General features: G+C 68.8%; 12 protein-coding genes. 10 read left to right on the plus strand and 2 right to left on the minus strand.

Annotated features, from left to right (window positions below; translation table 11 throughout):
* Nucleotides 1-52 precede the first annotated feature (52 nt).
* From rpsA to OK17_RS08685, 5 genes are all read left to right on the plus strand, one after another.
* Nucleotides 53-1,519, plus strand: a complete 1,467-nt coding sequence (gene rpsA / locus OK17_RS08665; RefSeq protein ID WP_005201078.1) for a 30S ribosomal protein S1 — start codon at nucleotides 53-55, stop codon at nucleotides 1,517-1,519.
* Nucleotides 1,520-1,662: 143 nt separating this feature from the next.
* The gene (locus OK17_RS08670; protein ID WP_461417198.1) at nucleotides 1,663-2,412 is read left to right on the plus strand and encodes a TetR/AcrR family transcriptional regulator; all 750 of its coding nucleotides are present in this window, start codon (nucleotides 1,663-1,665) and stop codon (nucleotides 2,410-2,412) included.
* 67 nt (nucleotides 2,413-2,479) lie between these two features.
* Nucleotides 2,480-3,709, plus strand: coding sequence for a zinc metallochaperone AztD (gene aztD / locus OK17_RS08675; protein ID WP_461417199.1), 1,230 nt, complete (start codon nucleotides 2,480-2,482; stop codon nucleotides 3,707-3,709).
* 63 nt (nucleotides 3,710-3,772) lie between these two features.
* Nucleotides 3,773-4,669 carry a dephospho-CoA kinase gene (gene coaE / locus OK17_RS08680; RefSeq protein WP_461417200.1) on the plus strand — a complete coding sequence of 299 codons (897 nt, stop codon included), beginning with the start codon at nucleotides 3,773-3,775 and terminating at the stop codon, nucleotides 4,667-4,669.
* A gap of 127 nt (nucleotides 4,670-4,796) precedes the next feature.
* Nucleotides 4,797-5,267 (plus strand): hypothetical protein, encoded by a 471-nt coding sequence (locus tag OK17_RS08685; RefSeq protein ID WP_461417201.1) that lies wholly within the window; start codon nucleotides 4,797-4,799, stop codon nucleotides 5,265-5,267.
* A 47-nt stretch (nucleotides 5,268-5,314) separates the two neighbouring features.
* On the opposite strand, the gene OK17_RS08690 is transcribed toward OK17_RS08685, so the two are convergent.
* Entirely contained in the window at nucleotides 5,315-5,899 is a 585-nt protein-coding gene (locus tag OK17_RS08690) for a ribonuclease FAU-1 family protein (protein ID WP_461417202.1), read from the minus strand.
* Nucleotides 5,900-5,993: 94 nt separating this feature from the next.
* Here OK17_RS08690 and OK17_RS08695 point away from each other — a divergent pair, with 94 nt between their 5' ends.
* The 3 genes from OK17_RS08695 (at nucleotide 5,994) to OK17_RS08705 (ending at nucleotide 9,490) form a co-directional block, all read left to right on the plus strand.
* On the plus strand, nucleotides 5,994-6,689 hold the full coding sequence (locus tag OK17_RS08695) for a hypothetical protein (RefSeq protein WP_461417203.1): 696 nt from the start codon (nucleotides 5,994-5,996) through the stop codon (nucleotides 6,687-6,689).
* Between the two features lie 20 nt (nucleotides 6,690-6,709).
* Nucleotides 6,710-8,866, plus strand: a complete 2,157-nt coding sequence (uvrB, locus tag OK17_RS08700; protein ID WP_040536675.1) for an excinuclease ABC subunit UvrB — start codon at nucleotides 6,710-6,712, stop codon at nucleotides 8,864-8,866.
* 177 nt (nucleotides 8,867-9,043) lie between these two features.
* Entirely contained in the window at nucleotides 9,044-9,490 is a 447-nt protein-coding gene (locus OK17_RS08705; RefSeq protein WP_006358695.1) for a universal stress protein, read from the plus strand.
* Between the two features lie 34 nt (nucleotides 9,491-9,524).
* Here the strand turns inward: OK17_RS08705 and OK17_RS08710 are convergent, their stop codons facing one another.
* Nucleotides 9,525-10,427, minus strand: coding sequence for a hydroxymethylglutaryl-CoA lyase (locus OK17_RS08710; RefSeq protein WP_232717204.1), 903 nt, complete (start codon nucleotides 10,425-10,427; stop codon nucleotides 9,525-9,527).
* A gap of 456 nt (nucleotides 10,428-10,883) precedes the next feature.
* On the opposite strand from OK17_RS08710, the gene OK17_RS08715 reads away from it, so the two are divergent.
* Nucleotides 10,884-19,001, plus strand: coding sequence for an amino acid adenylation domain-containing protein (locus OK17_RS08715; protein ID WP_461417204.1), 8,118 nt, complete (start codon nucleotides 10,884-10,886; stop codon nucleotides 18,999-19,001).
* The coding region (locus tag OK17_RS08720) for an amino acid adenylation domain-containing protein (RefSeq protein WP_461417205.1) at nucleotides 18,998-23,806 on the plus strand (4,809 nt) is incomplete at its 3' end. The genes OK17_RS08715 and OK17_RS08720, both read left to right, overlap by 4 nt.

The following is a 23,806-nucleotide window of genomic DNA, read 5'->3' on the forward strand; positions in this document are numbered from 1 at the left end:
CAATACGTCAAGCACTGTACCTACTACACACCTGTCCGGAGCAACTCAACATATGTCGTCCCCCACGATCACCTCGCCGCAAGTAGCCATCAATGACATTGGCACTGCCGAGGACTTTCTCGCCGCCATCGACTCCACGATCAAGTACTTCAACGATGGCGACATCGTCGAGGGCACCATCGTCAAGGTCGATCGGGACGAGGTTCTGCTCGACATCGGTTACAAGACCGAAGGCGTCATTCCTTCCCGCGAACTGTCGATCAAGCACGATGTTGACCCCAACGAGGTCGTCAACGTCGGTGACGAGGTCGAGGCCCTGGTCCTCACCAAGGAGGACAAAGAAGGCCGTCTGATCCTCTCCAAGAAGCGTGCGCAGTACGAGCGGGCTTGGGGCACCATCGAGGAGCTCAAGGAGAAGGACGAGGCCGTCAAGGGCACCGTCATCGAGGTCGTCAAGGGCGGCCTGATCCTGGACATCGGCCTGCGCGGCTTCCTCCCGGCATCGCTCGTGGAGATGCGTCGCGTCCGCGATCTGCAGCCGTACATCGGCAAGGAGATCGAGGCCAAGATCATCGAGCTCGACAAGAACCGCAACAACGTGGTCCTGTCGCGTCGTGCATGGCTCGAGCAGACCCAGTCCGAGGTCCGCAGCGAGTTCCTGCACCAGCTGCAGAAGGGCCAGGTCCGCAAGGGCGTCGTGTCCTCGATCGTCAACTTCGGTGCGTTCGTCGATCTCGGCGGCGTCGACGGTCTGGTCCACGTCTCCGAGCTGTCCTGGAAGCACATCGATCACCCGTCCGAGGTTGTCGCCGTGGGCGACGAGGTCACCGTCGAGGTCCTCGACGTGGATCTGGACCGCGAGCGTGTTTCGCTGTCGCTCAAGGCCACTCAGGAAGACCCGTGGCGTCAGTTCGCCCGCACCCACGCGATCGGTCAGATCGTCCCGGGCAAGGTCACCAAGCTGGTGCCGTTCGGTGCGTTCGTCCGCGTCGACGAGGGCATCGAGGGTCTGGTCCACATCTCCGAGCTGGCCGAGCGCCACGTCGAGGTCCCGGACCAGGTTGTCGCCGTCAACGACGATGCGATGGTCAAGGTCATCGACATCGACCTCGAGCGTCGTCGTATCTCGCTGAGCCTCAAGCAGGCCAACGAGGACTACACCGAGGAGTTCGACCCCTCGAAGTACGGCATGGCCGACAGCTACGACGAGCAGGGCAACTACATCTTCCCCGAGGGCTTCGACGCCGAGACCAACGAATGGCTCGAAGGCTTCGAGAAGCAGCGTGAGGCATGGGAGGCCCGGTACGCCGAGGCCGAGCGTCGCCACAAGATGCACACCGCCCAGATGGAGAAGTTCGCCGCTGCCGCAGCCGAGGCTGCCAACGCCCCGACCGACTACTCGTCGGCTTCGGAGAGCCGCGGTGGCTCGTCGAACACCGGTGGCGCTTCCACCGGCGGTTCGCTGGCCAGCGATGAGCAGCTCGCCGCTCTGCGCGAGAAGCTGTCGGGCAACGCCTGATAGCTCCGCTCGCGCAGTAGATCTGCACTGAGCACACGAAAGCCCTCCCGGGATTCCCGGGAGGGCTTTCGTTTCCCCGCCGGACAATATGCCGCCCACTGGGTACGGTGAGGATCTCGTACGCTGTACGGAAAGAGGTGCCCATGTCGACAGCCGACGAGGCCCGGACCCTGGTTCGGTTGCTGTGGCGTGGACGCGGGGAACCGCAGGCGCCCAGGCGGGGTCCGCGCCAACGGGTCACCGTCGACGAGGTCGTCGCCAAGGCGATCGCGCTAGCCGACGAGCGCGGACTGCCGGCGGTGTCGATGCGGGCACTCGCCGCCGAGCTCGGCGTCGGCCCGATGACCCTCTACACCTACGTGCCCACGCGAGACGTGCTGGTCGCGCTCATGGTGGACCATGTCGCCGGCGACCCGATGCCCGGCCCGGCGTCGACCGTCCGGGAATCCCTCGCCGAGGTCGCACGCCATCTGCGCGCCGAATACCTGGCGCATCCCTGGTTGATCGACGCCAACCCGTGGCGACAGGTCCTCGGTCCCCATCGCCTCGCCCGCTACGAACGCCAACTCGAACTGCTCGAACCGCTGGACATCTCGGACCTCGACCGCGACCACATCCTCGGTCTCCTCTCCGCCTTCGTGACCGGCAACGCCCGGGAGGCGCTGGCAGCCGATGCGGCGGTGGCCGACAGCGGCATGACCGACGTGGAGTGGTGGGAGGTTGTCGCACCCGAACTCGACGCGGTGATCCCCGACGGGGGGTTCCCGCTCGCCGATCGCGTGGGAACCGTTGCAGGTGAGCATCATCAGGCGCCGGGAGCTCCCGACGAAGTGTTCGATTTCGGCCTCGCCCGACTACTCGACGGGTTGGCGCCACTGATCGGGGACGGCTGACTCCGATCCGGTCGTCGGCAACCATGCGTTGTTGACAATCATTTTCATTAGACGGTTGACTGTTCGAGTGCTATCACCACGAACAACTCTGACCCGTTCCCTCGCGCTGCTCGCGGCGTCCTCCATCGCGCTCGTCGCCTGTGGCGACACCGAACAGTCGGCCCCGCCCGCCGAATCCTCGAGCGGACCGGCGGAACAGCAAAGCGCCACACCGCGACTCGCCCTCAGCTACGACGGCGGAATCCTCGTGCTCGACGCCTCCTCGCTCGATCAGGTCGCCGACCTTCCCGTCGACGGATTCGTCCGGTTGAACAGCGCGGGCAACGGACGGCACGTCTTCGTCTCCGAGGCCGACGGGTTCCGTGTCCTCGACACCGGCACCTGGACGAAGGCACACGGCGGCCACGGTCACCACTACACGACCCAACCCTCGCTCACCGGGATGCGTTTCGGCGGAACCGAACCCGGACACGTCGTGGTCCACGACTCGCGTATCACTCTGTTCAGTGACGGCACCGGACAGGTCGACATCGTCGAACCCGCGGAACTGCTGCGCGGCAATCCGGTGGCTACCACGTTCACGGTCCCGCAACCCCATCACGGTGTGGCCGTCTTCCGCGGCGACGGATCGGTCGTGGTCACGCGCGGCGACGAGGAATCGCGCAGTGGTATCGCGATCCTGGACAAGCAGCGGAACGAGATCGCCCGGAACGACGAATGCCCCGGCGTCCACGGCGAGGCCGCCGCAGCCGACGGCCGCCTGACCTTCGGCTGCGAAGACGGCATCCTGATCGTCGACGGCAACGACATCCGCAAGGTGGCCGGCCCGGACTCCTACGGCCGCATCGGGAACCAGGCCGGTGACCACGGTTCCCCGGTCGTGCTGGGTGATTACAAGAGCGACGAGGGTGCCGAACTCGAACGGCCGACACGCTTCTCGCTGACCGACACCCGAACGGGCGACCTCCGGCTGGTCGACCTCGGCACCTCGTACAGCTTCCGGTCGCTCGAACGTGGCCCCGGCGGGTCCGCGGTGATCCTCGGGACCGACGGCGCACTACACGTGTTCGACGCGCAATCCGGGAACCGCACCGCCCGCATCCCGGCGATCGGGGAGTGGGCCGAACCCGACGAATGGCAGTCGCCGATGCCCAATGTCGTGGTGCAGGACGGCATCGCGTACGTCGCCGACCCGGCGTCGAAGAAGATCGTCGCGATCGACCTGAACACGGGGGAGAAGGTCGGCGAGGCCACCCTGCCGCACGAGACCATCGAACTCGTCGCGGTCACCGGCTGAGGCGACACGACACACGGGGCGCCGGTGCGCACCGGTCAGGAACCTGTTTGCCAGACTGGTGGCGTGATCAGGCTTGGACTGACCGGTGGCATCGGCGCCGGCAAATCGACCGTGGCGAAGACCTTCGTCGAACGAGGCGCGTACATCATCGACGCGGACAAGATCGCCCGCGAGGTGGTCGAACCCGGTTCGGAGGGTCTCGCCGGGCTCGTCGAGGCCTTCGGCCCGGACATCCTGGCCGAGGACGGCAGCCTCAACCGTCCGGCGCTCGCGGCGAAGGCATTCGTCGACGAGGAGTCGCGCAAGACGCTGAACGGGATCACCCACCCGCTGATCGGTGCGCGCACTCAGGAACTGCTCGCGGCGGCACCTGACGACGCCATCGTCGTCCAGGACATCCCCCTGCTGGTCGAGAACCACACCGCGCCGTTCTTCCACCTCGTGGTGATCGTGTTCGCCGACGCCGACGTCCGACTGCATCGCCTCACGACGATGCGCGACGTCGACGAGGCCGACGCGCGTGCTCGGATCGCCGCGCAGGCCACCGACGAGCAGCGTCGTGCGGTCGCCGACGTCTGGCTGGACAACTCCGGAACGGCCGATGATCTCGCTGCTGCCGCGGCGCGGGTCTGGGACGATCGGCTGGTGCCGTTCGAGGCCAACGTCCGCGCGCGCCGGGTCGCCGATCTGGTCCCCGAACTCGTTGCTGCCGAACCGAATCCGGATGGTCCGGCGGGGCGTCTGGTCAATCGGCTGTGGGCGATCGCCGGGGAGCGGGCGACCGCCGTCGAGATCACCGACGCGGCGAAGGTCGAGCTCCGGATCACCGCGCGCGACGACGCCGCGTCCGCAGATCTCGTCGACCTCCTCGCGGACGGCGGGTTCGCGCCCGCCGGTCCCGGTGTTCACGGTTCCTGCGATCCGGGGCGGCCCGCGACAGTTCGGGTCGCAACCGCCTGAGGGGTGAAACTGACTACGAATGTTGCCTGAATTGGCCACATGGCGCGCCCCGCGCTGTTAGCTTTGCTTTCGACGCGCCGATCCCGGTGCGGACGGCCGAGTCGGTACAGCGCTGTGAGGAGCACATATGTGGGGTCCGGGGAGTTCGAAACACGTGCGTACGGTCGTCGGCGGCATCGTCGTCGGGGCGGCGCTCACGGGCGCCGCGATCAGTGCTGCGCCGGCGAACGCAGCCCTGCAGGGAATCGCCGTCGACACGCTGCCCGGTTACGGCTCCTCGGCGAACGGGTCGTCGAACTACAACCTCTACGGTGCGGGGTGCGCCTACACGTTGTCGGTGATCGTCGGCGATCCGAAGTCGGCGAAGTCAACGCTCAGGGTGACGTCCACCCGGGCGGGCCGCACCGTGACGATCTACAACGCCAAGCCCGCCACCGTCGAGGTCACCCCGACCTGGCGGCCCTCGGCGCCCGGACGGTACGTGCTCACCGCGAACCTCGACGGGGTGGTCAAGACGCGGACCGTCGATGTGGGGACGGGAGTGCAACTGCCGCAATTCATCCGGAACGGCGCGTGCTTCGTGTTGCCCATCTACTGAGTCCGTCGAAGGCCATCCGGTCGCTCATCGGCGCGCGGTCCTGCGGATCACCCTGCGTGATCGGGGCGGTGGTCCCGGAAGAACACGACGCCGCCGACCGCGTCGTCGAGCCAGGCCTGAACGTCGTTGCCGTGTGCCGCCGCACCGACGAGCGCGCGGGTCGCGATCTCGACGGCCTCCACGCACTGGTCGTTGTCGAGCAGTCCGCAGCGGTGCGCCTCGAAGACCTCGTCGACGTCGATGAGTTCCAGTGGTGATCCCGGAACGTCGACCAGGTCGAGGTACCAGTCCTCGGCGTACCAGCGGCCGTGCTGGTCGGGACCGGAGAACCGGCCGATGTCGAGGTAGAGACGCTGATCCGCCCGATACCCGCCCTGATAGTGGAAGATGTTGGCGCGCAATCCCAATGAGGGGAGAAGCCACGACTCGAGATGGTCGAACTTCGGGTGGCCCGGTGCGGAGCGCGACATGTAGAGGCCGTAGTCGGTGACGCGGTACTCCTCGACCTCCCGGACGAACCCCTTGTTGTCGGTGTTCGTCATCGCGGGCACGTCGAAGGCCTCCCGCTTGGGCGGGTGCATCGAGTGGGGTCCGGCCGGCGCGGCCGTCATGGGACCGCTGTTGCTCGTCATTCCCCGAATGTAGTTCGGCCGGCAGTCGATCTCAGGGTGAACATGGGAGATGTTCCGGATGTGCGGACCGACGTGGCCCGCGCAAGGTCGAACGGTGAGCCCTTCTCTCGTGGAACGACGCCCCGGATCGGGGCGGGGCCGGGCGACCGCCGGGCGCATCCGGATCTCGCCGCCGTCCGGGAAACGGAGCCGACAGTTGCTGGTCTGGCTGCACATCCTGTCGTCGGTGAGCTGGATGAGTCAGGCCCTGGCGCTGCTGGTCCTGACGGTGGACGCCGACGGTGGCGGGCTGGTCGCAGCCCACATTCTCGACACGACGGTGCTGGTGATCTCGGCGAACGTCTCGGCGATGTCGGGATTCCTGCTCTCGGCGACCACCCCGTGGGGCTTCTTCGTCCACCGCTGGGTGCTGGTGAAGTTCCTCATCACGATCGGACAACTGGTGGTCGGCATCGCGGTCCTGTCGCCGACGCTGAACGACGCGGCGAGCGCGGACGCCCCGGCCGCCCCGGTGGGGCTGGTGGTCGCCACCGCGGTGATGGCGTCGCTGATCGCGTTCCAGGGCTGGCTGTCGGTGGCCAAGCCGTGGTCCCGCGTGCCCGGAAGGTCGCGGGTGAAGGCGCCGGTACCGGGTGCGAGGGTCGCCCGGCTCGCCCCGTTCGCGCTGATCGGGGACATCGCGTTGTTCGCGGTGACCGGCCAGCCCATTCCGATGTGTTCGTTCATCGTGCTGCTCGGGGCGCTCGTCGGGCGGCGGGCCACTGAACGCGCGGGAACACTCGTGTCGTAGCGCGCGTTTACCCTGGCACTATGGCTTTTGCAGCAGAACGTCCGGTGCTCGCGCACTCCGAGTTCCGTCCGATCGGCGAGATCGAGCGCACCGAAGCCCGCTTCGAGGTGGTCAGCGAGTACGAGCCCGCCGGTGACCAGCCCGCCGCGATCAAGGATCTGACCGCACGGATCCAGGCGGGGGAGAAGGACATCGTGCTCCTCGGTGCCACCGGTACCGGTAAGTCGGCGACGACGGCGTGGCTCATCGAGCAGGTGCAGCGCCCCACGCTGGTGATGGCACCCAACAAGACGCTCGCCGCGCAGCTGGCGAACGAGCTACGCGAGATGTTGCCCAACAATGCCGTCGAGTACTTCGTGTCGTACTACGACTACTACCAACCCGAGGCGTACATCGCGCAGACCGACACCTACATCGAGAAGGACTCGTCGATCAACGACGACGTCGAACGACTCCGCCACTCGGCGACCTCGAGTCTGCTGTCCCGCCGCGACGTCGTGGTGGTGGCGTCGGTGTCCTGCATCTACGGCCTCGGTACACCGCAGTCGTACCTCGATCGTTCGGTCGAGCTCGAGGTGGGACAGGAGATCGACCGCGACGCCCTGCTGAGACTGCTCGTCGACGTGCAGTACACCCGCAACGACACGGCGTTCACCCGCGGCAGCTTCCGCGTCCGCGGCGACACCGTCGAGATCATCCCGTCCTACGAGGAACTCGCGGTACGCATCGAGTTCTTCGGCGACGAGGTCGAATCGCTCTACTACCTGCATCCGCTCACCGGCGACGTCGTGCGTCAGGTCGACTCGCTGCGGATCTTCCCGGCCACCCACTACGTGGCGGGCCCGGAGCGGATGGAACGCGCGATGGCGTCGATCGAGCAGGAACTCGAGGAACGGCTTGCCGAGCTCGAGGGCAAGGGCAAGCTCCTCGAGGCGCAGCGCCTGCGGATGCGGACCACCTACGACCTCGAGATGATGCGCCAGGTCGGATTCTGCTCGGGCATCGAGAACTATTCGCGCCACATCGACGGTCGTTCGGCCGGGAGTGCACCGGCGACGCTGATCGACTATTTCCCCGAGGACTTCCTCCTGGTCATCGACGAGTCGCACGTGACCGTCCCGCAGATCGGCGGCATGTACGAGGGCGACATGTCCCGCAAGCGCAACCTCGTCGAGTTCGGCTTCCGGCTCCCCTCGGCGGTGGACAACCGCCCGCTGACCTGGGACGAGTTCGTCGACCGCATCGGTCAGACCGTGTACCTGTCGGCGACGCCCGGGCCGTACGAACTCGGTCAGTCGAACGGCGAGTTCGTCGAGCAGGTGATCCGCCCGACCGGTCTGGTCGATCCGCAGGTCGTGGTGAAACCGACCAAGGGGCAGATCGACGACCTGGTCCACGAGATCCGGCAGCGCACCGAACGCGACGAACGCGTCCTCGTCACGACCCTCACCAAGAAGATGGCCGAGGACCTCACCGACTACCTGCTCGAGCTCGGCATCCGGGTGCGGTACCTGCATTCCGAGGTCGACACCCTCCGTCGTGTCGAGTTGCTGCGGCAGCTCCGGTCGGGTGACTACGACGTCCTCGTCGGCATCAACCTCCTCCGCGAGGGTCTCGACCTCCCGGAGGTCTCGCTGGTCGCGATCCTCGACGCGGACAAGGAAGGGTTCCTGCGCAGCACCACGTCGCTGATCCAGACGATCGGCCGTGCGGCACGCAACGTGTCAGGTGAGGTGCACATGTACGCGGACAAGATCACCGACTCGATGGCCAACGCCATCGAGGAGACGGAACGCCGCCGCGAGAAGCAGATCGCCTACAACAAGGAACGCGGCATCGACCCGAAGCCGTTGCGCAAGAAGATCGCCGACATCCTCGACCAGGTCTATCGAGAAGCCGAGGACGAGGCCGTCGCGGTCGGCGGTTCGGGCCGCAACGCCAGCCGCGGCCGCCGGGCGCAGGGCGAGGTGTCCAAGGCCGGCAGTGCGGGCGTGATCGAGAAGCGCGATGTCTCGGCCATGCCGCGCGCCGAGCTCGCTGATCTCGTGTCGCAGCTGACCGATCAGATGATGAGCGCGGCCCGCGACCTGCAGTTCGAGCTGGCGGGCCGCCTGCGAGACGAGATCGCCGATTTGAAGAAGGAGCTTCGAGGAATGGACGCAGCGGGCATCAAGTAGGGCCGTGACCTGCGATCCCGTCGAAGACACAAGATCGCGAACATGTGCCGATCGCCACGATCGGCGGACAGACACGCCGCGGCAAACTAATGTCCCGGTGATAGAACCCTGCAGTATGGGGGATGTAGGTGACGCCTCGCTGATGGGCAGCGAGGCGAATTCATGTCGGAGGTTGGGATGAGCGCATACGAGACCATCGTCGTCGGGACCGACGGCTCGGAGTCGTCGATGAAGGCGGTGGAACGTGCGGGGGCACTCGCGGGCGAAGGCGCGCAGTTGGTGATCGCGTGCGCATACTTCCCCAACGAGCGTGGCGCAGGGGAGGCCGCCGACATCCTCAAGGACGAGGCCTACCAGGTCACCGGCTCGACGCCGACCGAGGAGATCCTGCGGACCGCGAAGGAACGCGCGTCCAAGGCCGGAGCCGCCACCGTCGTCCAGCGCCCGGTCAAGGGCGCGCCGGTCGACGCGCTGCTCCAGCTGGTGAGTGACGTCAAGGCCGACCTCCTCGTCGTCGGCAACCGCGGCCTGAACTCGATCGCCGGGCGCCTGCTCGGATCGGTTCCGGCCGACGTGGCACGCAAGTCCGCATGTGACGTGCTGATCGTGCACACCACGGGTTAGTCACCCGCGCAAGAACGCAACGAGCATCCCCGCCTCAGCGGGCGTCCGGAAAACCTCCGGCGCGTCCGAGGAGAGCGGGGACACTCTTTTCCAGGGACCTGCCCAGCCATTCCGCGGCCTCCATCAGGCCGTACATGTCGACGCCGGTCGTGACGTTCGACCGGTCCAGCGCATAAAGCAGGTCCTCCGAGGCGATGTTGCCCGTCGCGGCAGGGGCGAACGGGCAGCCGCCGAAACCGCCGATGGATGCGTCCAGAGCACTGGCGCCGGACTCCAGGGCGGTCAATGCGTTGGCGTAGCCGGTGTTGCGGGTGTTGTGGAAATGCCAGCGCTGAGGGATGCCCGGCGCGTGTGCGGCCGCGAGATCGGCGAGTGTGCGCACCTGTGCCGGGACGCCTACGCCGATGGTGTCGGCCAGGGCGATCTCGTCCGGTGCCGCAGCGTCGGTCAGGCGCGCGATGATCTCGCCGACCCACTCGGGGGCGACCTCCCCGGAGAACGGGCAGCCGAACGACACCGCGATGGTCACCGTCGTCCGTAGTCCGGCCTCGCGAGCGTCACGTACGACGTCGATCGCCGCGGCGATGCCCTCGTCGACGCTGCAGCCCTGATTCCGCCGGCTGAACTCCTCGGTCGCGACAACCACCGCGTTGACCTCGTCGACGGCGGCGGTGAGGGCACGGTCGAGACCCCGGCGGTTGAGGACCAGACCGATGTAGGAGACGCCCGCGGCGCGCGGAACCTGCGCCATGACCTCCTCGGCACCCGCCATCTGCGGGACACGCTTCGGATTGACGAAACTGACCGCTTCGACGCGTCGGACGCCGGCCTCGACACTGCGCGAGATCAACTCGACCTTGTCGTCGATCGACAGGAGGGTCTGCTCGTTCTGGAGCCCGTCGCGGGGGCCGACCTCGACCAGTTGCACGCTCGTCATGCCCCCAATCTTGCCCCGCCGCGGACCGCCCGTGTGACGGGATTCCTTCCATCGGGCAGATGTCGGTCGAACGACCGAATCCAAACCGCAACCCAACGTCTTCGGTGTGACGTGAGGTGTTCGTGTTGCTCTAAGGGGCTGATGAGGTCCCATCAGCCACACCTGTGCGGTGCCGGATGTGATGAGGCTCTCAGACGTGAGATGCGCTGTATCACTTTCGATCTCAAAAGAGATGTAAAGCGTATGATTCGTGGCTGTTCGGCGAACGCCTCGGGGGACGGGTCAGCGGCGCCGTCGAACGACCAAATCGCCGACGACTGGTTCGGACGTGGAATGGAAGAAGAATCACCCCTCGGTGAGGGGATCCCACAAGTTGGGTTCGGGGAGGGGCGCCGGGGAGGGCGCGGCGGAGCTAGGGGGGTCGACCTGCTGGATCTCACCGCGGCTCAACGTGCCATGTGGTTCGCCGAGAACCTCGACGACGACCACTCGATCACCATCGCGCATTACCTGGACATCGTCGACGACGGGCGTCCATTCGACCGAGAGCTGTTCCGCCGCGGCGTCATCGAGGGTTCGCGGGAACTCCAGACCGCCTACACCCGGATCGCCGAGGTCGACGGCACGCCGATGCAGTACATCGACGAGTCGCTGCCGTTCGACGTGGTGGAGCTGGACCTGCGCGACCGGCCCGACCCGCTCGCCGCGGCCGAGGAGTGGATGCGTGCGGACCATGAGCGCCCGGTCGACCTGCTGAACGATCCGGTCGGCTTCGCGGCCTTCATCCGCGTGGCGGACAACCGTACCTACTGGTACATGCGCGGTCACCACATCGCCTTCGACGGCTACGGCGCGCTCGTCTGCCTGCACGAAGCGGTGGCGCGCTACAACGCGGCCGTCGCGGCCGAGGCCCGCGTCCCACCGCGGCGCGCGACCCTCGCCGAGGTGATCTCTGACGACGCCGCCTACCGTCAGAGCGCGCGTCACGAGAAGGACCGTGCGTTCTGGGCGGAACGCGCCGCCGGACTGCCCGAACGCGTCTCACTGGCCACCCATCCGGCGACCACCGGCATCCGCAACGAGACCGTGGTGACGGCGGGGATGCTGGACGCCGACCTCGACAACCGTCTGCGACGCCGTGCCCGAGAGCTGGACGCCTCCGTCGCCGCGGTTCTCACCGCGGCCTTCGCCGCCTTCCTCGCCCGGATGTCCGGTGCCGACGACATCGTGCTGAGCCTGCCCGTCACGGCTCGCACCACCGCCCGGATCAAGCAGTCGATGGGCATGGTCTCCAACATGCTGCCGCTGCGCGTCGACGGTGTGGGCGCCGCGACCTGTGCCGATGTCGTCGCCGCGGTCACCTCGGAGATCACCGCCGTTCTCCGCCACCAGCGGTACCGCTCCGAGGACATCCGTGCCGCAGCCGGATTCGGCGATGCGACCGGTACGTCCTTCGGTCCGCTGGTGAACCTTCTGCTCTTCGACAAGCCGATCGAGATCGACGGGGCCCACGTCAGCTATCACATGCTGTCCGCGGGCATGGTCGAGGACCTCGTGATGAACGTCTTCGCCGCAGGGCCCGAGGCGCCGCTCGAGGTGGGTCTCCACGCAAACCCGGCCCTGTACGACCCCGAGGAGTTGCGCACCCACCGGGCGCGGCTACTTCACGTCCTCGAGCAGTTCGTCGACGCCCCGGATCGGCCGGTGGCGGCGCTGGACCTGCTCATCCCAGGTGAACCGGCGGCGGTCGAGCGGCTCGGTGACGGCGGCCCGGCGGTTGGCGTCGACGCCGAGCACATCCTGGCCCCCTTCGCGCGACAGGTCGCCGTGGCGCCGGATTCGACCGCGCTCGTCTTCGGGGACTCGCGCCTGACCTACCGGGAGATGTCGCTGGCGGTCGACGAATTCGCGCGCATCCTCGCGGACGAGGGAGTCGTCGCGGGGGAGCGGGTGATCGTCGCCCTCGATCGCTCCCCGGAACAAGTGTGCGCGATCTACGCGATCATCGGCCTCGGGGCGGTGTACGTACCCGTCGATCCGGCCGAGCCGGAGGAACGACGCCACGCCATCGCCACGATCGTCCGGCCTGCCCTCACCGTGGACGCACAGTTCCTCGCCGACCGTGGGATCGACGCGATCGACGCGATCGACGCCGGGACAGGTCCGGAGGACGAGGTACCACCGCTTGGCTCCCGTCCGTTGCCGCATCAGCCCGCTTACGTGATCTTCACGTCCGGCTCGACCGGTGTACCGAAGGGTGTCGAGGTCGACCATGCGGCGATCGAGCACCGCCTCGCATGGATGCAACGAGATCATCCGATCGGCCCCGACGACGCGGTGCTCTACAAGACCCCGGCGACCTTCGACGTGTCGGTGTGGGAGCTGTTGTGGCCCCTGCAGACCGGCGCGCGGATGGTCATCGCCGAACCGGACGGCCACCGGGACCCCGCCTACCTGCGGAACCTCATCGACGAGGCCGCGGTCACCGTGCTCCACTTCGTCCCGTCCATGCTCGACGCCTATCTCGACGTGGTGGGTCCGACCGAGAACGGGTCGGGTACGCCGACGTCGCTGCCCGACCGAGTTCGCTGGGTCTTCACCTCCGGGGAGGCGCTGTCGGCGCAGCTTGCTCGCCGCCTCCGCCGGACCTCGTCGGCCGGCCTGGTCAACCTCTACGGCCCCACCGAGGCGGCCATCGACGTCACGTCCCATCGGGTGACCTCCGACGACACCGTCGTGCCGATCGGGCGACCGGTGGCGGGCACCGTCGTGCGCGTTCTGGATCGCCGCCTGCGGCCGGTCCCGGTCGGCGTCGCCGGTGAGCTGTGCCTCGTGGGCCCACAGCTGGCCAACGGCTACCTCGGCGCGATGGCGCAGACCGCATCACGTTTCGTGGCCGATCCGCTGGGTGGGCCGGGTGCCCGGATGTACCGGACCGGCGACCTGGTGCGGTGGACGCAGAACGGCGAACTCGAGTACCTGGGTCGCAGCGACCATCAGGTGAAGATTCGCGGGCAACGGGTGGAGCTCGGCGAGGTCGAATCGGTGGTCGCCTCGATGCCGGGTGTCGACGCGGTGGTCGTCGTGGCCCGGCGAGATCTCGGACCGGCGCCGGTACTCGTGGCGTACGTCCGCGGAACCTCCGGGGTCCCCGACTCGGACGCCGTCCGCGCCTTCTGCCGCCGGCGGTTGCCCGGCCACATGGTGCCGCTCGCCGTGGTGTTCCTCGACGCCTTCCCGACGAACCGCTCGGGCAAGCTCGACCAGTCGGCGTTGCCCGCCCCGGACCTCACGGACAAGACCACGGAGTTCCGCGAGGCCCGGACACCGGCGGAGAAGGCGATCGTCTCGATGGTCGCCGAGGCCTTGGGTCGGGAACGGGTCAGCCTGTCGGACAATCTCTTCGCCCTCGGCGCCGACTCGCTCCTCGCAGCCCGCATGGTGTCCCGGGCCCGGATCGGACACGGTCTGACGATCGCCCTGACCGACGTCTTCGACAGCGACGACCTCGCCGACCTCGCTTCCCGTGCCGTCGTGGCGGACACCGTGCCGGAACCGCCGGAGCGTCGCCTCTTGCCGCGCCCGGCGCGTATCCCGTTGTCCCAGGCGCAGACCCGGCTGTGGTTCATCAACCGCATGTCCCCGACCGAGTCGACCTACAACATGTCCGGTGCGCTCCGGCTCACCCATGCGGTGGAACCCGAGGTGCTCCATCGCGCAGCGCTCGACGTCCTCGACCGGCACGAGATCCTGCGTACCGTGTTCCCGGCGGTCGACGGCGAACCGGAACAGCGCATCCTCGACACCGCGACCGCGGGCGCCGTGTGCGACTCCGAACCGATCGATGTCGGTGAGCGGGGGCTCGATGCGGCGATCTCCGCGATCACCGAGGTGGGATTCGATCTCGCCGAGGAGATCCCGTTCCGCTTCCGCCTGCTCACCGGGGACCCTCGCGGCGACGTCGTCGTGCTCGTCCTCCACCACATCGCGGCCGACGGGCATTCGTTGCGGCCGCTGCTCCGGGACCTGATGACCGCCTACGAGAGCAGGCGCGCCGGGGAACAGCCCGAGTTCACCCCGCTCCCGATGCAGTACGCCGATGTCGCCGTCGAACGCGCCGAGGTCCTCGGAACCCCGGAACGGCCGTCGCCCGCGCTGGTCGAGGGACTGGAGTTCTGGCGCACCGAACTCCACGGCGCACCCGACCTTCTGCAACTGCCCACCGATCGTCCGCGACCGCGGGTGATGTCCAGCGCGGGAGATCATCTCGACGTCACGCTGGACGCCGAGCTGTCGGCCGGGCTCCGCCGCCTCGCGACGACTCTCGCCGTCACGCCGTTCGCCGTCTTCCAGTCGGCCCTGGCCCTCACCCTCGGCAAGCTCGCCGCGGTGGACGACGTCAGCATCGGCACCGCGGTCGCCGGACGCGACGACCCGGCGGTTGCCGAACTGGTCGGCATGTTCGTCAACACGGTCGTCCTGCGCACCTCGCTGCGCCCGGACGACACCGTGCGGGATCTCGTGACCGCGGCACATCGTCGTTGCGCGCGGGCCATGAGTCACGCCGACGTCCCCTTCGAACGCGTCGTCGACGCCGTCGCGCCGCAACGGTCGCCGTCGCATTCGCCGCTGTTCCAGGTGGCCTTGAGCGTGCAGCCCGACCAGTTGACCGAGCTGTCGCACTGGACGGGCTCGGCGGATCTGCTCGATGCGCGGGTGCCGGCGGCGAAGTACGACGTCACCGTCTCGGTGACCGAGCGCACGGACGACTACGAGGTCGAATTCGCTTATGCCACCGACTTGTTCGATGAGCCGACGATCCGGGACATGGCGAGCCGGTTGCGCCTGGTCCTGCGCCAGATGGTGTCCGCGCCCGACCGTGCCCTCGCCTCGATCGACCTGCTCGAGCCCGACGCGCTCCGCGCACTCGCCGCACCGCTTGGCGGCGCGCAGCCGGAGACGACCCTCGCCGAACTCATCGCACGGGGAATCGCCTCGGCCGATCCCTCCGCCGTCGCCCTGACGGCCGATCCTTCCGCAGTCGCCCTGACGGGTGACGGCCGGGCCGGTACCGGACGACTCACCTGGGCAGAGGTGGCAACCGCGACCCACCAGTTGGCCCGCCTCCTCGCCGACCGCGGCATCGGTCCGGGAGATGTTGTCGCCGTCAGCATTCCACGATCCCCACGGATGGTCCTCACCATGCTCGGCGTGGCGATGAGTGGCGCCGCCTTCGTCATCATCGACGCCCGGCTGCCGGTGCGCCGCCGAGCCGCGATGCTGGCCGACAGCGGCGCCGCACTGGTGATCACCGTCGACTCGGTGGTGGTCGCCGACCGTGCCGCCGACCCGGATGCCGCACCGCAGCAGCGTGACCTCGGTGTCGAGGAGTGGCTGCTCGACGACCTCGAGGTGGAGCTGAACCTAGCTGGCCGGCGGGACCATCCGGTCACCGACGCGGACCGAACCCGAAGCGCCCGCGTCGACGATCTCGCATACCTGCTCTTCACCTCCGGATCGACCGGGCGGCCGAAGGCGGCGGCGGTCACCCACGCGGGCCTCGCGGAAATGGTCGCCGAACAGCAGACCCGCCTCGGGGTGACCCGTGCGTCCCGCGTACTGCAGCTCGCCGCACCGGGTTTCGACGTCGCGGTCTGGGAGATCATCCTTGCGATCTGTGCAGGCGCGAAACTGGTGATCAGCCCGCCCGATGTGTTCGCCGGTCCCGAACTCGCCGACGTCATCACCCGGCACCGGGTCACGCACGCCTGTGCCACTCCGACGGCGCTCGCCACGATCGATCCCGCGGAGATCCCCGGCGTCGAGACGATGATGGTGGCTGGCGAGGACTGCCCGCCGGAACTCGTCGAGCGGTGGGATGCCGACGGCAGACCGCTGCTCAACCTGTACGGCCCCACCGAGACCACGATCTGGGTGACTCTTTCCCCACCGCTGCGCGCAACGGCGCCGGTGACCATCGGCCGGCCGATCTCCGGCGTCGGGGCACGGGTTCTCGACGCGGGACTGCGCCCGGTCCCGTCCGGCGTCGTGGGCGAGCTCTATCTCGCCGGACGTGCGCTCGGACGCGGGTACCACGGACGGGCGGGACTGACTGCGGGCCGGTTCGTCGCCGACCCGTTCGGGACCGGCACCCGGATGTACCGCACCGGCGACCTCGTCTCGTGGACAGCTGATGGTCAGTTGATCTACCACGGCCGCAACGACTTCCAGATCAAGATACGCGGCATGCGGGTCGAGCCGGGGGAGGTCGACGCCGTTCTGGTCACCCACCCCGACGTCGAGCACTCGGTGAGTGTCGGGATGCCGACACCGGCGGGCGACACGGTCCTGGTCTCCTACGTGACGGGGGTGCCGGGACGCAACCCCGCCCCCGAACAGATTGTCGACCATGCGGTCGCCCATCTGCCGGCGCACCTCGTCCCGCACACCGTCCAGGTTCTCGACGAGTTCCCGGTGACCCGCACCGGAAAGGTCGACCGGCGCGCGCTGCCAGCCGTCGAGATCTCGCCCGCACGCGAATACGTCGCTCCCCGAAGCCGTCTCGAGGCGGCGGTGGCGCAGATCTTCGCCGACGTGCTCGGACTCCAGACGGTCAGCGTGCACGACGGCTTCTTCGAACTGGGCGGCAGTTCGCTGTCGGCGACCAAGGTGACCTATCGGGTGGAGCAGCACATCGACCGGCGGGTCCCGCTGGCCCTGCTGTTCGAGAACCCGACGGTGGCGAGTTTCGTCGCCGCACTGAGCACGGTCGAATCCACCGGCGCGGGTAGGGTTCTGACACCCCGGGAACGGCCGCACATGGTCGAACTGACCGGTGTCCAACGCGGACTGTGGTCGCTCAACCAGATCGACCCGTCGTCGTCGGCGTACAACGTGGGGCTCACCCTCGAACTCGACGGTCCACTCGACGTCTCGGCCCTGACCGGGGCGCTCGGCGACGTCATCGCCCGCCACGAGTCTCTCCGGACGCGCTACCCCCTGCACGAGGGGCGTCCGGTGCAGGTCATCATCCCGGCCGCCGATGCCCTGCGCGGCTTCCGGGTGGCCCTCGTCGACACCACCCCGGACCGCGTCGAGGAGGAGATCGCCGCCGTCGTCGAACCGGGCTTCGACCTGACCGGACCCAACGCGGTCCGCGCCGCGATCCTGCGGCTCGCCGCCGACCGTCACCTCCTCGTCTTCGTGGTGCACCACATCAACGCCGACGGCGGTTCGTTGCGGCCGCTGGCCCGTGACCTCACCACCGCCTACCGCGCCCGGATCGATGGGCAGGCGGGTCCGTGGACGGCTGCCGTGAACCCGGTGCGGGTGCAGTACGCCGACTACGCGATCTGGCACGCCGAGCGACTGTCGTCCGAGGTGTCCGGCGGAATCACCGAGGAGCAGGCCCAGCTGGAGTACTGGGAGCAACGCCTCGGGACGGTCCGCGAACCCGCCGTGATCCCGACGGACCGGCCGCGCCCCGTCGAACCCCGGCACCGCGGCGATGTCGTCGACGTGAGCGTCCCGCCGGAGACCGCGACGGTCCTCAAACACCTCGCACGCGTGAACAACACGACGCAGTTCGTGGTGATGCACGCAGCGCTCGCCGTGTTGATCGGCCGGCTCTCCGGCAGCGAGGACATCGTGATCGGCACGCCGTTCGCGGGTCGCGACGACCCGGCACTCGCCGACATGGTCGGCATGCTCGCGACCACGGTGCCGTTGCGTACCCGTCTGCGTCTCGACGAACCGTTCGACGAGCTGCTGCGCCGCGTACGGACCGAGGACGTCGCCGACCTCGCCCACGCCGACGTCGCCTTCGACCAGATCGTCGACCACCTCAACCGCGCCGGGAAGGGACCGGCCCGCCGTGGCCGGCACAACCCGCTGTTCTCGGTCATGCTCTCGTACCAGAACCTGGACATCCCCGCGATGAGCCTCGACGGTCTGACGGTTCGTCTGCGACCGCCGTCGTCCCTGGCGGCCAAGGTCGACCTCGAGATCATGGTGTACCCCGACGACCTCGACGGGGTGGACCGGGGCGGTGCGCTCGGTGGCCAGATCGCCTACGACACCGACCTCTTCGACCGTGCCGGAGCCGAACGGATCGCGAAGCGGTACCAGAACCTGCTCATCGACATCGCCGCCCGGCCGGGGACGCCGGTGGGCGACCTGTCGATCTGGGCCGACGGACAGTCGGCGGAGGTCGTCGACGCCGAACAACCGCTGTACGAACTCGTGTCCACGGTCGCGGCGACGGCGCCGGATGCGGTGATCGGCATCCCCGGGGCACCCTCGGTCACGTTCGCCGACCTCGAGGCCACCTCGGTGGCCATGGCGTTCTCCGTGCCGGACGAGGACCCGTCCGAAGCCTTGACGGTCGCTGTCACCACGCTCCTCGCCGACGCCGACCGGACCATCGACGAGGTGTTCGCGTGCATCCGCACCGCGGCGACGACCGCCCTGTCCGGAGGCGTGGACGCAATGCCCGGTGACGCGATGCCCGGTGACGCAATGCCCGGAGACGCAATGCCCGGTGAACCCCGACGGAACCGGGTGGAACCCGCGTGACGTCGGACACCTCGGTTTCGCGCAGCGTCGGGGCGCGCACGTCCGCGGGGTCCACACAGCCGACGGCGCTGCGCAGGCTCACCTTCGCCGCGACCCACGCCGCCGACGCGGAGGCGATGGTCGGGGCCAACGGGCCGGTGACCTTCCGCGAGTTGCACCGCCGGGTGACGGTCGCGGCGACCACCCTCGCCGCGCGTGGAGTCGACCCGACCCCGGCGGTACGCGCGACGGTCACCGCGCTGTTGCCGCGGACGGGAAAGGCCCCGGCACAACTGGCGGCGACCGCCGGGGACGTCCTCGCCGACCTGGACCGCCGGATCGACGATGTCCTCGGCACAGGCGACGTCGAGTCGCTCCCGGGACTTTTCCGGGTGTCGGCACACCGGCGTCACGACGCCGTGGCGCTCACCGATCTCGACGGCGCGACGATCACCTACCGCGACCTCGACGACCGGACCGAACGACTGGCCCGTGCGCTCGCCGCGGCCGGCGCCGGGCCGGAAACCCTGGTGGGCGTGGCGATGCCGAGATCAGCCGATCTCGTCGTCGCACTGCTCGCGGTACTCAAGACCGGTGCGGCGTACCTGCCTCTCGACCGGACACATCCCATCGCGCGGTTGCGCACCATCGTCGACGACGCCGCGCCGGTGGTAGTCCTCGCCGACCCCAACACGGCGACCGCGTGGGCGGACATGCCCGCTCGCATCTCGACACCCGACGACCTGCTTGCCTGGGCCGAACCGCTCCCGGCGGCAGCTCTTCCCGACCGCGTCGGGGCCCATTCGAGTGCTTACGTCATGTACACCTCCGGTTCGACGGGTGTGCCCAAGGGTGTCGTGGTCACCCACGACAACGTGATCTCCCTGGTCGTCGCACTCGACGCGCTGGTCGAGAGCACACCCGACGACGTGTGGTCGATGTTCCACTCCTACGCCTTCGACGTGTCGGTGGGGGAGATCTGGGCAGCTCTGCTCGCCGGGGGACGTCTCGTCGTGCTCGACCACGCCACCACCCGTGCCCCGGATGACGTGGTCGAGGTGTTCGACCGCGAGGGCGTCACGATTGTGAACTTCACCCCCTCGTCCTTCTACCAGTTCGCGGCGGCGGTACGGCCGCCCCACGGCTCGGCGCTCCCGGAATCGGTTCGGCGCCTCCACTTCTCGGGGGAGCTCCTCGACTACGAGCATGTCCGCAAGTGGCAGGCCGATCGCACCGCCGACGGTTCGCCGACCAGACCGGGGGCAGACGTCCCAGGACCTCAACTCAACAACATGTACGGGCCGACCGAGACGACCGTCTACATGACGCGACGTGAGCTGACCCGCGGATTCGTCGACGCAGCAACGGCTTCCGACATCGGTGCACCTCTGCTGGGTTCCCGGGTGCATGTCCTCGACGGCCGGCTCGCGCCGCTTCCCGACGGAGTGCCCGGCGAACTGTACGTCTCGGGCCTCCAGGTCACCCGGGGCTTCCTGCGGCGCCACGGTCTGACGGCGACACGCTACGTCGCCGACCCGTTCGGTCCGCCGGGCAGCCGGATGTACCGGACCGGCGACGTCGGTGTCGCCCGCAACGGATCGATCGAATTCGTCGGCCGGCGCGACGGACAGGTGAAGCTGCGCGGTTTCCGCATCGAGCTCGGCGAGGTCGAGTCGGCGATGTCCGCGGTCGACGGCATCGACGCGGCCGGCTCCGACATCCGGATGCGCGGCGACACCGAGCATCTCGTCGGCTATCTCGTTCCCACGGCCGGCAAGACGCCGGACGAGGCGACCGTCCGCGAACGGCTCGCCGCCGCGCTGCCGGAGTACATGGTGCCGACTCTGTTCGTGTGGCTCGACGCGCTGCCGCTCACGGTCAACGGCAAGCTCGACCGTGCGGTCCTGCCCGATCCGGACGCCACCGACGACACCGAAACCCATGAACCACCCGCCACACCCACCGAGGAACGGCTCGCCGCCCTCATAGCGGAGATTCTCGGCGAGACCGAGATCAGTGTCACCGCATCACTGTTCGACCTCGGCGGCAACTCGCTCACCGCGACGCGCGTCGCCGCGCGCGCCGCCGAGGACTTCGGGACCACGGTGGCGGCACGCGATCTGTTCACGACCCCCTCGGTCCGCGGACTCGCCGCGGCGATCGACACGCGTCTCGCCGAGGGCGACGAACAGGAGTCCGCGCGACCGCCGTTGCGTCCGGTGGAACGGACCGGTCCGCTTCCGCTGTCGCCTGCGCAGCGACGGATCTGGTTCCTGGAGAGCATGAACCCGGGCGGACCGGCCTACCTCATCCCGGCGGTCCTGCGCCTGCGCGGCCGGTCCGCCGCCGACCTGTCCGGCCCACGCCTGGAACCCGCTTCCGTGGCCGCGGCGCTCGATGACCTCATCGCCCGCCATGAGACGTTGCGCACGCGGTTCGTCGCCGTCGACGGCGTTCCGCAGCAGATCGTCGACGACCCCGACACCGCCCGGCACGACGCGCGGGTGGATCCGCCGATCGACATGCGCGGCTCCGGATCTGCCGGGTCGACCGCGACCGTCGCCGACATCGTCACGCGCGGTTTCGACCTCGAACGGGAAGCACCGGTGCGCGCGCGCCTCATCCGGGTCGCCGACGACGAGTGGGTGCTCGTCCTGGTCGTCCATCACATCATCGGCGACGGCGGGTCGATGGCGCCGCTGGTGGCCGACTTCGTCGAGGCCTACCAGGCGCGGCAGTCCGGTCATGCGCCCGAATGGTCCCCGTTGCCGGTGCATTACGCCGACTATGCGGTGTGGCAGCACGAGATCCTCGGTGATCTCACCGACCCTCAGTCGCTCGCGGCACGCCAACTCGGTTACTGGAGAACGCAACTCGCCGACGCCCCGGAACTCACCGATCTGCCGCTGGATCGCCCGCGGGCGGCTCTGCGCGACGAGAGCGGTGCGGAACTGTCCACGGTGATCGATGCAGCGACCTGGTCACGCCTGCGCGAGCTCGCCGACCGGCACGACGCGACCATGTTCATGTGCGTGCACGCGCTTCTCGCGGTCACCCTCCTGCGGTCGGGAAGCAGCACCGATCTGGTGATCGGCACACCGGTGGAGGGACGCGGCGACCGTCGGCTCGACGGCCTCATCGGGATGTTCGTGAACACCCTCGCGCTGCGCACGCCCCTACGCCGCGATGCGGACTTCGCCACGGTCCTCGCTGCCTGCCGCGACACCGACATCGCCGCACTCGATCACGCCGACCTGCCCTTCGAGACGGTCGTGGAGGAGGTGACGACCGCCCGCAGCACCGCACACCCGCCGCTGTTCCAGGTGGCGCTCGCCTTCCAGAACACCGACCGGCCGACGGTCGAACTCCCCGGTCTGGTCGTCTCCGAACTCGAGGCCCCGGTCACCAGCGCCAAGGTCGACCTGCAGGTGACCGTCGTCGACCCGCCCGGTCGACCCCGCGACGAGGACACCCCGGTCGTGATCACCTATGCGACGGCGCTGTTCGACACCGACACCGTCGCCGATCTGGCGCGTCGTCTGCTGTCCGTCGCGCACGCGGTCGTCGAATCGCCGCAGACCCCGATCGGTGACCTCCCGACCGGGGCGCCCGACGACGCCCCGGCGCTCCTGAGCTCACCGGCTCTGGCCGAGTCGAAGGTCACGCTGCCCGGGTTGTTCGACGCCGCGGTGGCCCGCAACCCCGACGGTGTCGCGGTCACCGACGGTGACACCACGCTGACCTACGCCGACCTCGACGCCGCCACCGGGCTGGTCGCCGCGGAACTGCGGTCGCGGGGCGCACGACCGGGTGCGGTGATCGCGCTGGCCGTGCCGCGATCGTTGTCCGGCACGGTGGCATTCTGGGCCATCGCCCGTACCGGCGCCGCGGTCGGACTCATCGACCCGTCGCAGCCCGCCGAACGCATCCGGTACATGACCGGCACGCTGGCCGCGCAGCTCGGCGTCACGAGTTCGGCGGCCGGTGCGCCGGGCTCCTCGGACACACGGGCCGAGGCCGACGACGGCACGACCTGGCTCCTCGTCGACGACCTCGTCGACCTGACCGATCCCACCCGGTGGGTATCGCAGCCGGTTGCCCTCGACGACCCGGTGCCCGACGGTCGTATCGACGACACCGCCTACGTCATCTTCACCTCGGGCTCGACCGGGCGACCCAAGGGCGTCGCGGTCTCGCACCGCGGGCTCGCGGATCTGGTCGCCGACGCCCGGTCCCGGTTCGACCTGAGCCCTGAGTCACGGGTACTGCGTTTTGCCGCACCGGGATTCGACGCCTCGGTGTTCGAGACCCTCGTCGCGGTTGCCGAGGCCTCGACGATGGTCGTGGTGCCGCCGGGTGTCACCGGCGGCCGCGAACTGGCGTCGGTCATCGCCGACGAGTCCGTCTCGCACCTGACGATCACGCCGAGTGCGCTGGCCACGGTGCCCGCCGCCGAGGCGTTCCCCGACCTCCGGGTGGTGTGCGTCGCCGGCGACGCCTGCTCACCCGAGCTCGTCCGCACCTGGTCGGACGGGCGTGCGATGTACAACCTCTACGGGCCCACCGAGGCGACGATCTGGTCGACCGCCTCCGCCGCGATGCGTCCGGGACAACCCGTCACCATCGGCGGACCCATCGCGGGTGTGGGTGTGCTCGTCCTCGACGCGCGACTCCATCCGGTCCCGCCCGGCGTCGCGGGCGAGCTGTATCTCGTCGGCCCGGCGCTGGCCGTCGGCTACCTGAACCAAACCGGGCTGACCGCCGAGCGTTTCGTCGCCGCACCGTTCGGGCGGCCGGGCGAGCGGATGTACCGGACCGGTGACCTC

The sequence above is a fragment of the Gordonia sp. GN26 genome, assembly GCF_054823965.1.

What these genes read in the sequence shown, in the direction of transcription:
- OK17_RS08710 (WP_232717204.1), bottom strand. Translation starts at nt 10,427, where the DNA reads ATGACGAGCGTGCAACTGGTCGAGGTCGGCCCCCGCGACGGGCTCCAG.
- OK17_RS08690 (WP_461417202.1), bottom strand. Translation starts at nt 5,899, where the DNA reads ATGACGAGCAACAGCGGTCCCATGACGGCCGCGCCGGCCGGACCCCAC.
- OK17_RS08685 (WP_461417201.1), top strand. Translation starts at nt 4,797, where the DNA reads ATGTGGGGTCCGGGGAGTTCGAAACACGTGCGTACGGTCGTCGGCGGC.
- uvrB (WP_040536675.1), top strand. Translation starts at nt 6,710, where the DNA reads ATGGCTTTTGCAGCAGAACGTCCGGTGCTCGCGCACTCCGAGTTCCGT.
- rpsA (WP_005201078.1), top strand. Translation starts at nt 53, where the DNA reads ATGTCGTCCCCCACGATCACCTCGCCGCAAGTAGCCATCAATGACATT.
- OK17_RS08705 (WP_006358695.1), top strand. Translation starts at nt 9,044, where the DNA reads ATGAGCGCATACGAGACCATCGTCGTCGGGACCGACGGCTCGGAGTCG.
- OK17_RS08670 (WP_461417198.1), top strand. Translation starts at nt 1,663, where the DNA reads ATGTCGACAGCCGACGAGGCCCGGACCCTGGTTCGGTTGCTGTGGCGT.
- OK17_RS08715 (WP_461417204.1), top strand. Translation starts at nt 10,884, where the DNA reads ATGTGGTTCGCCGAGAACCTCGACGACGACCACTCGATCACCATCGCG.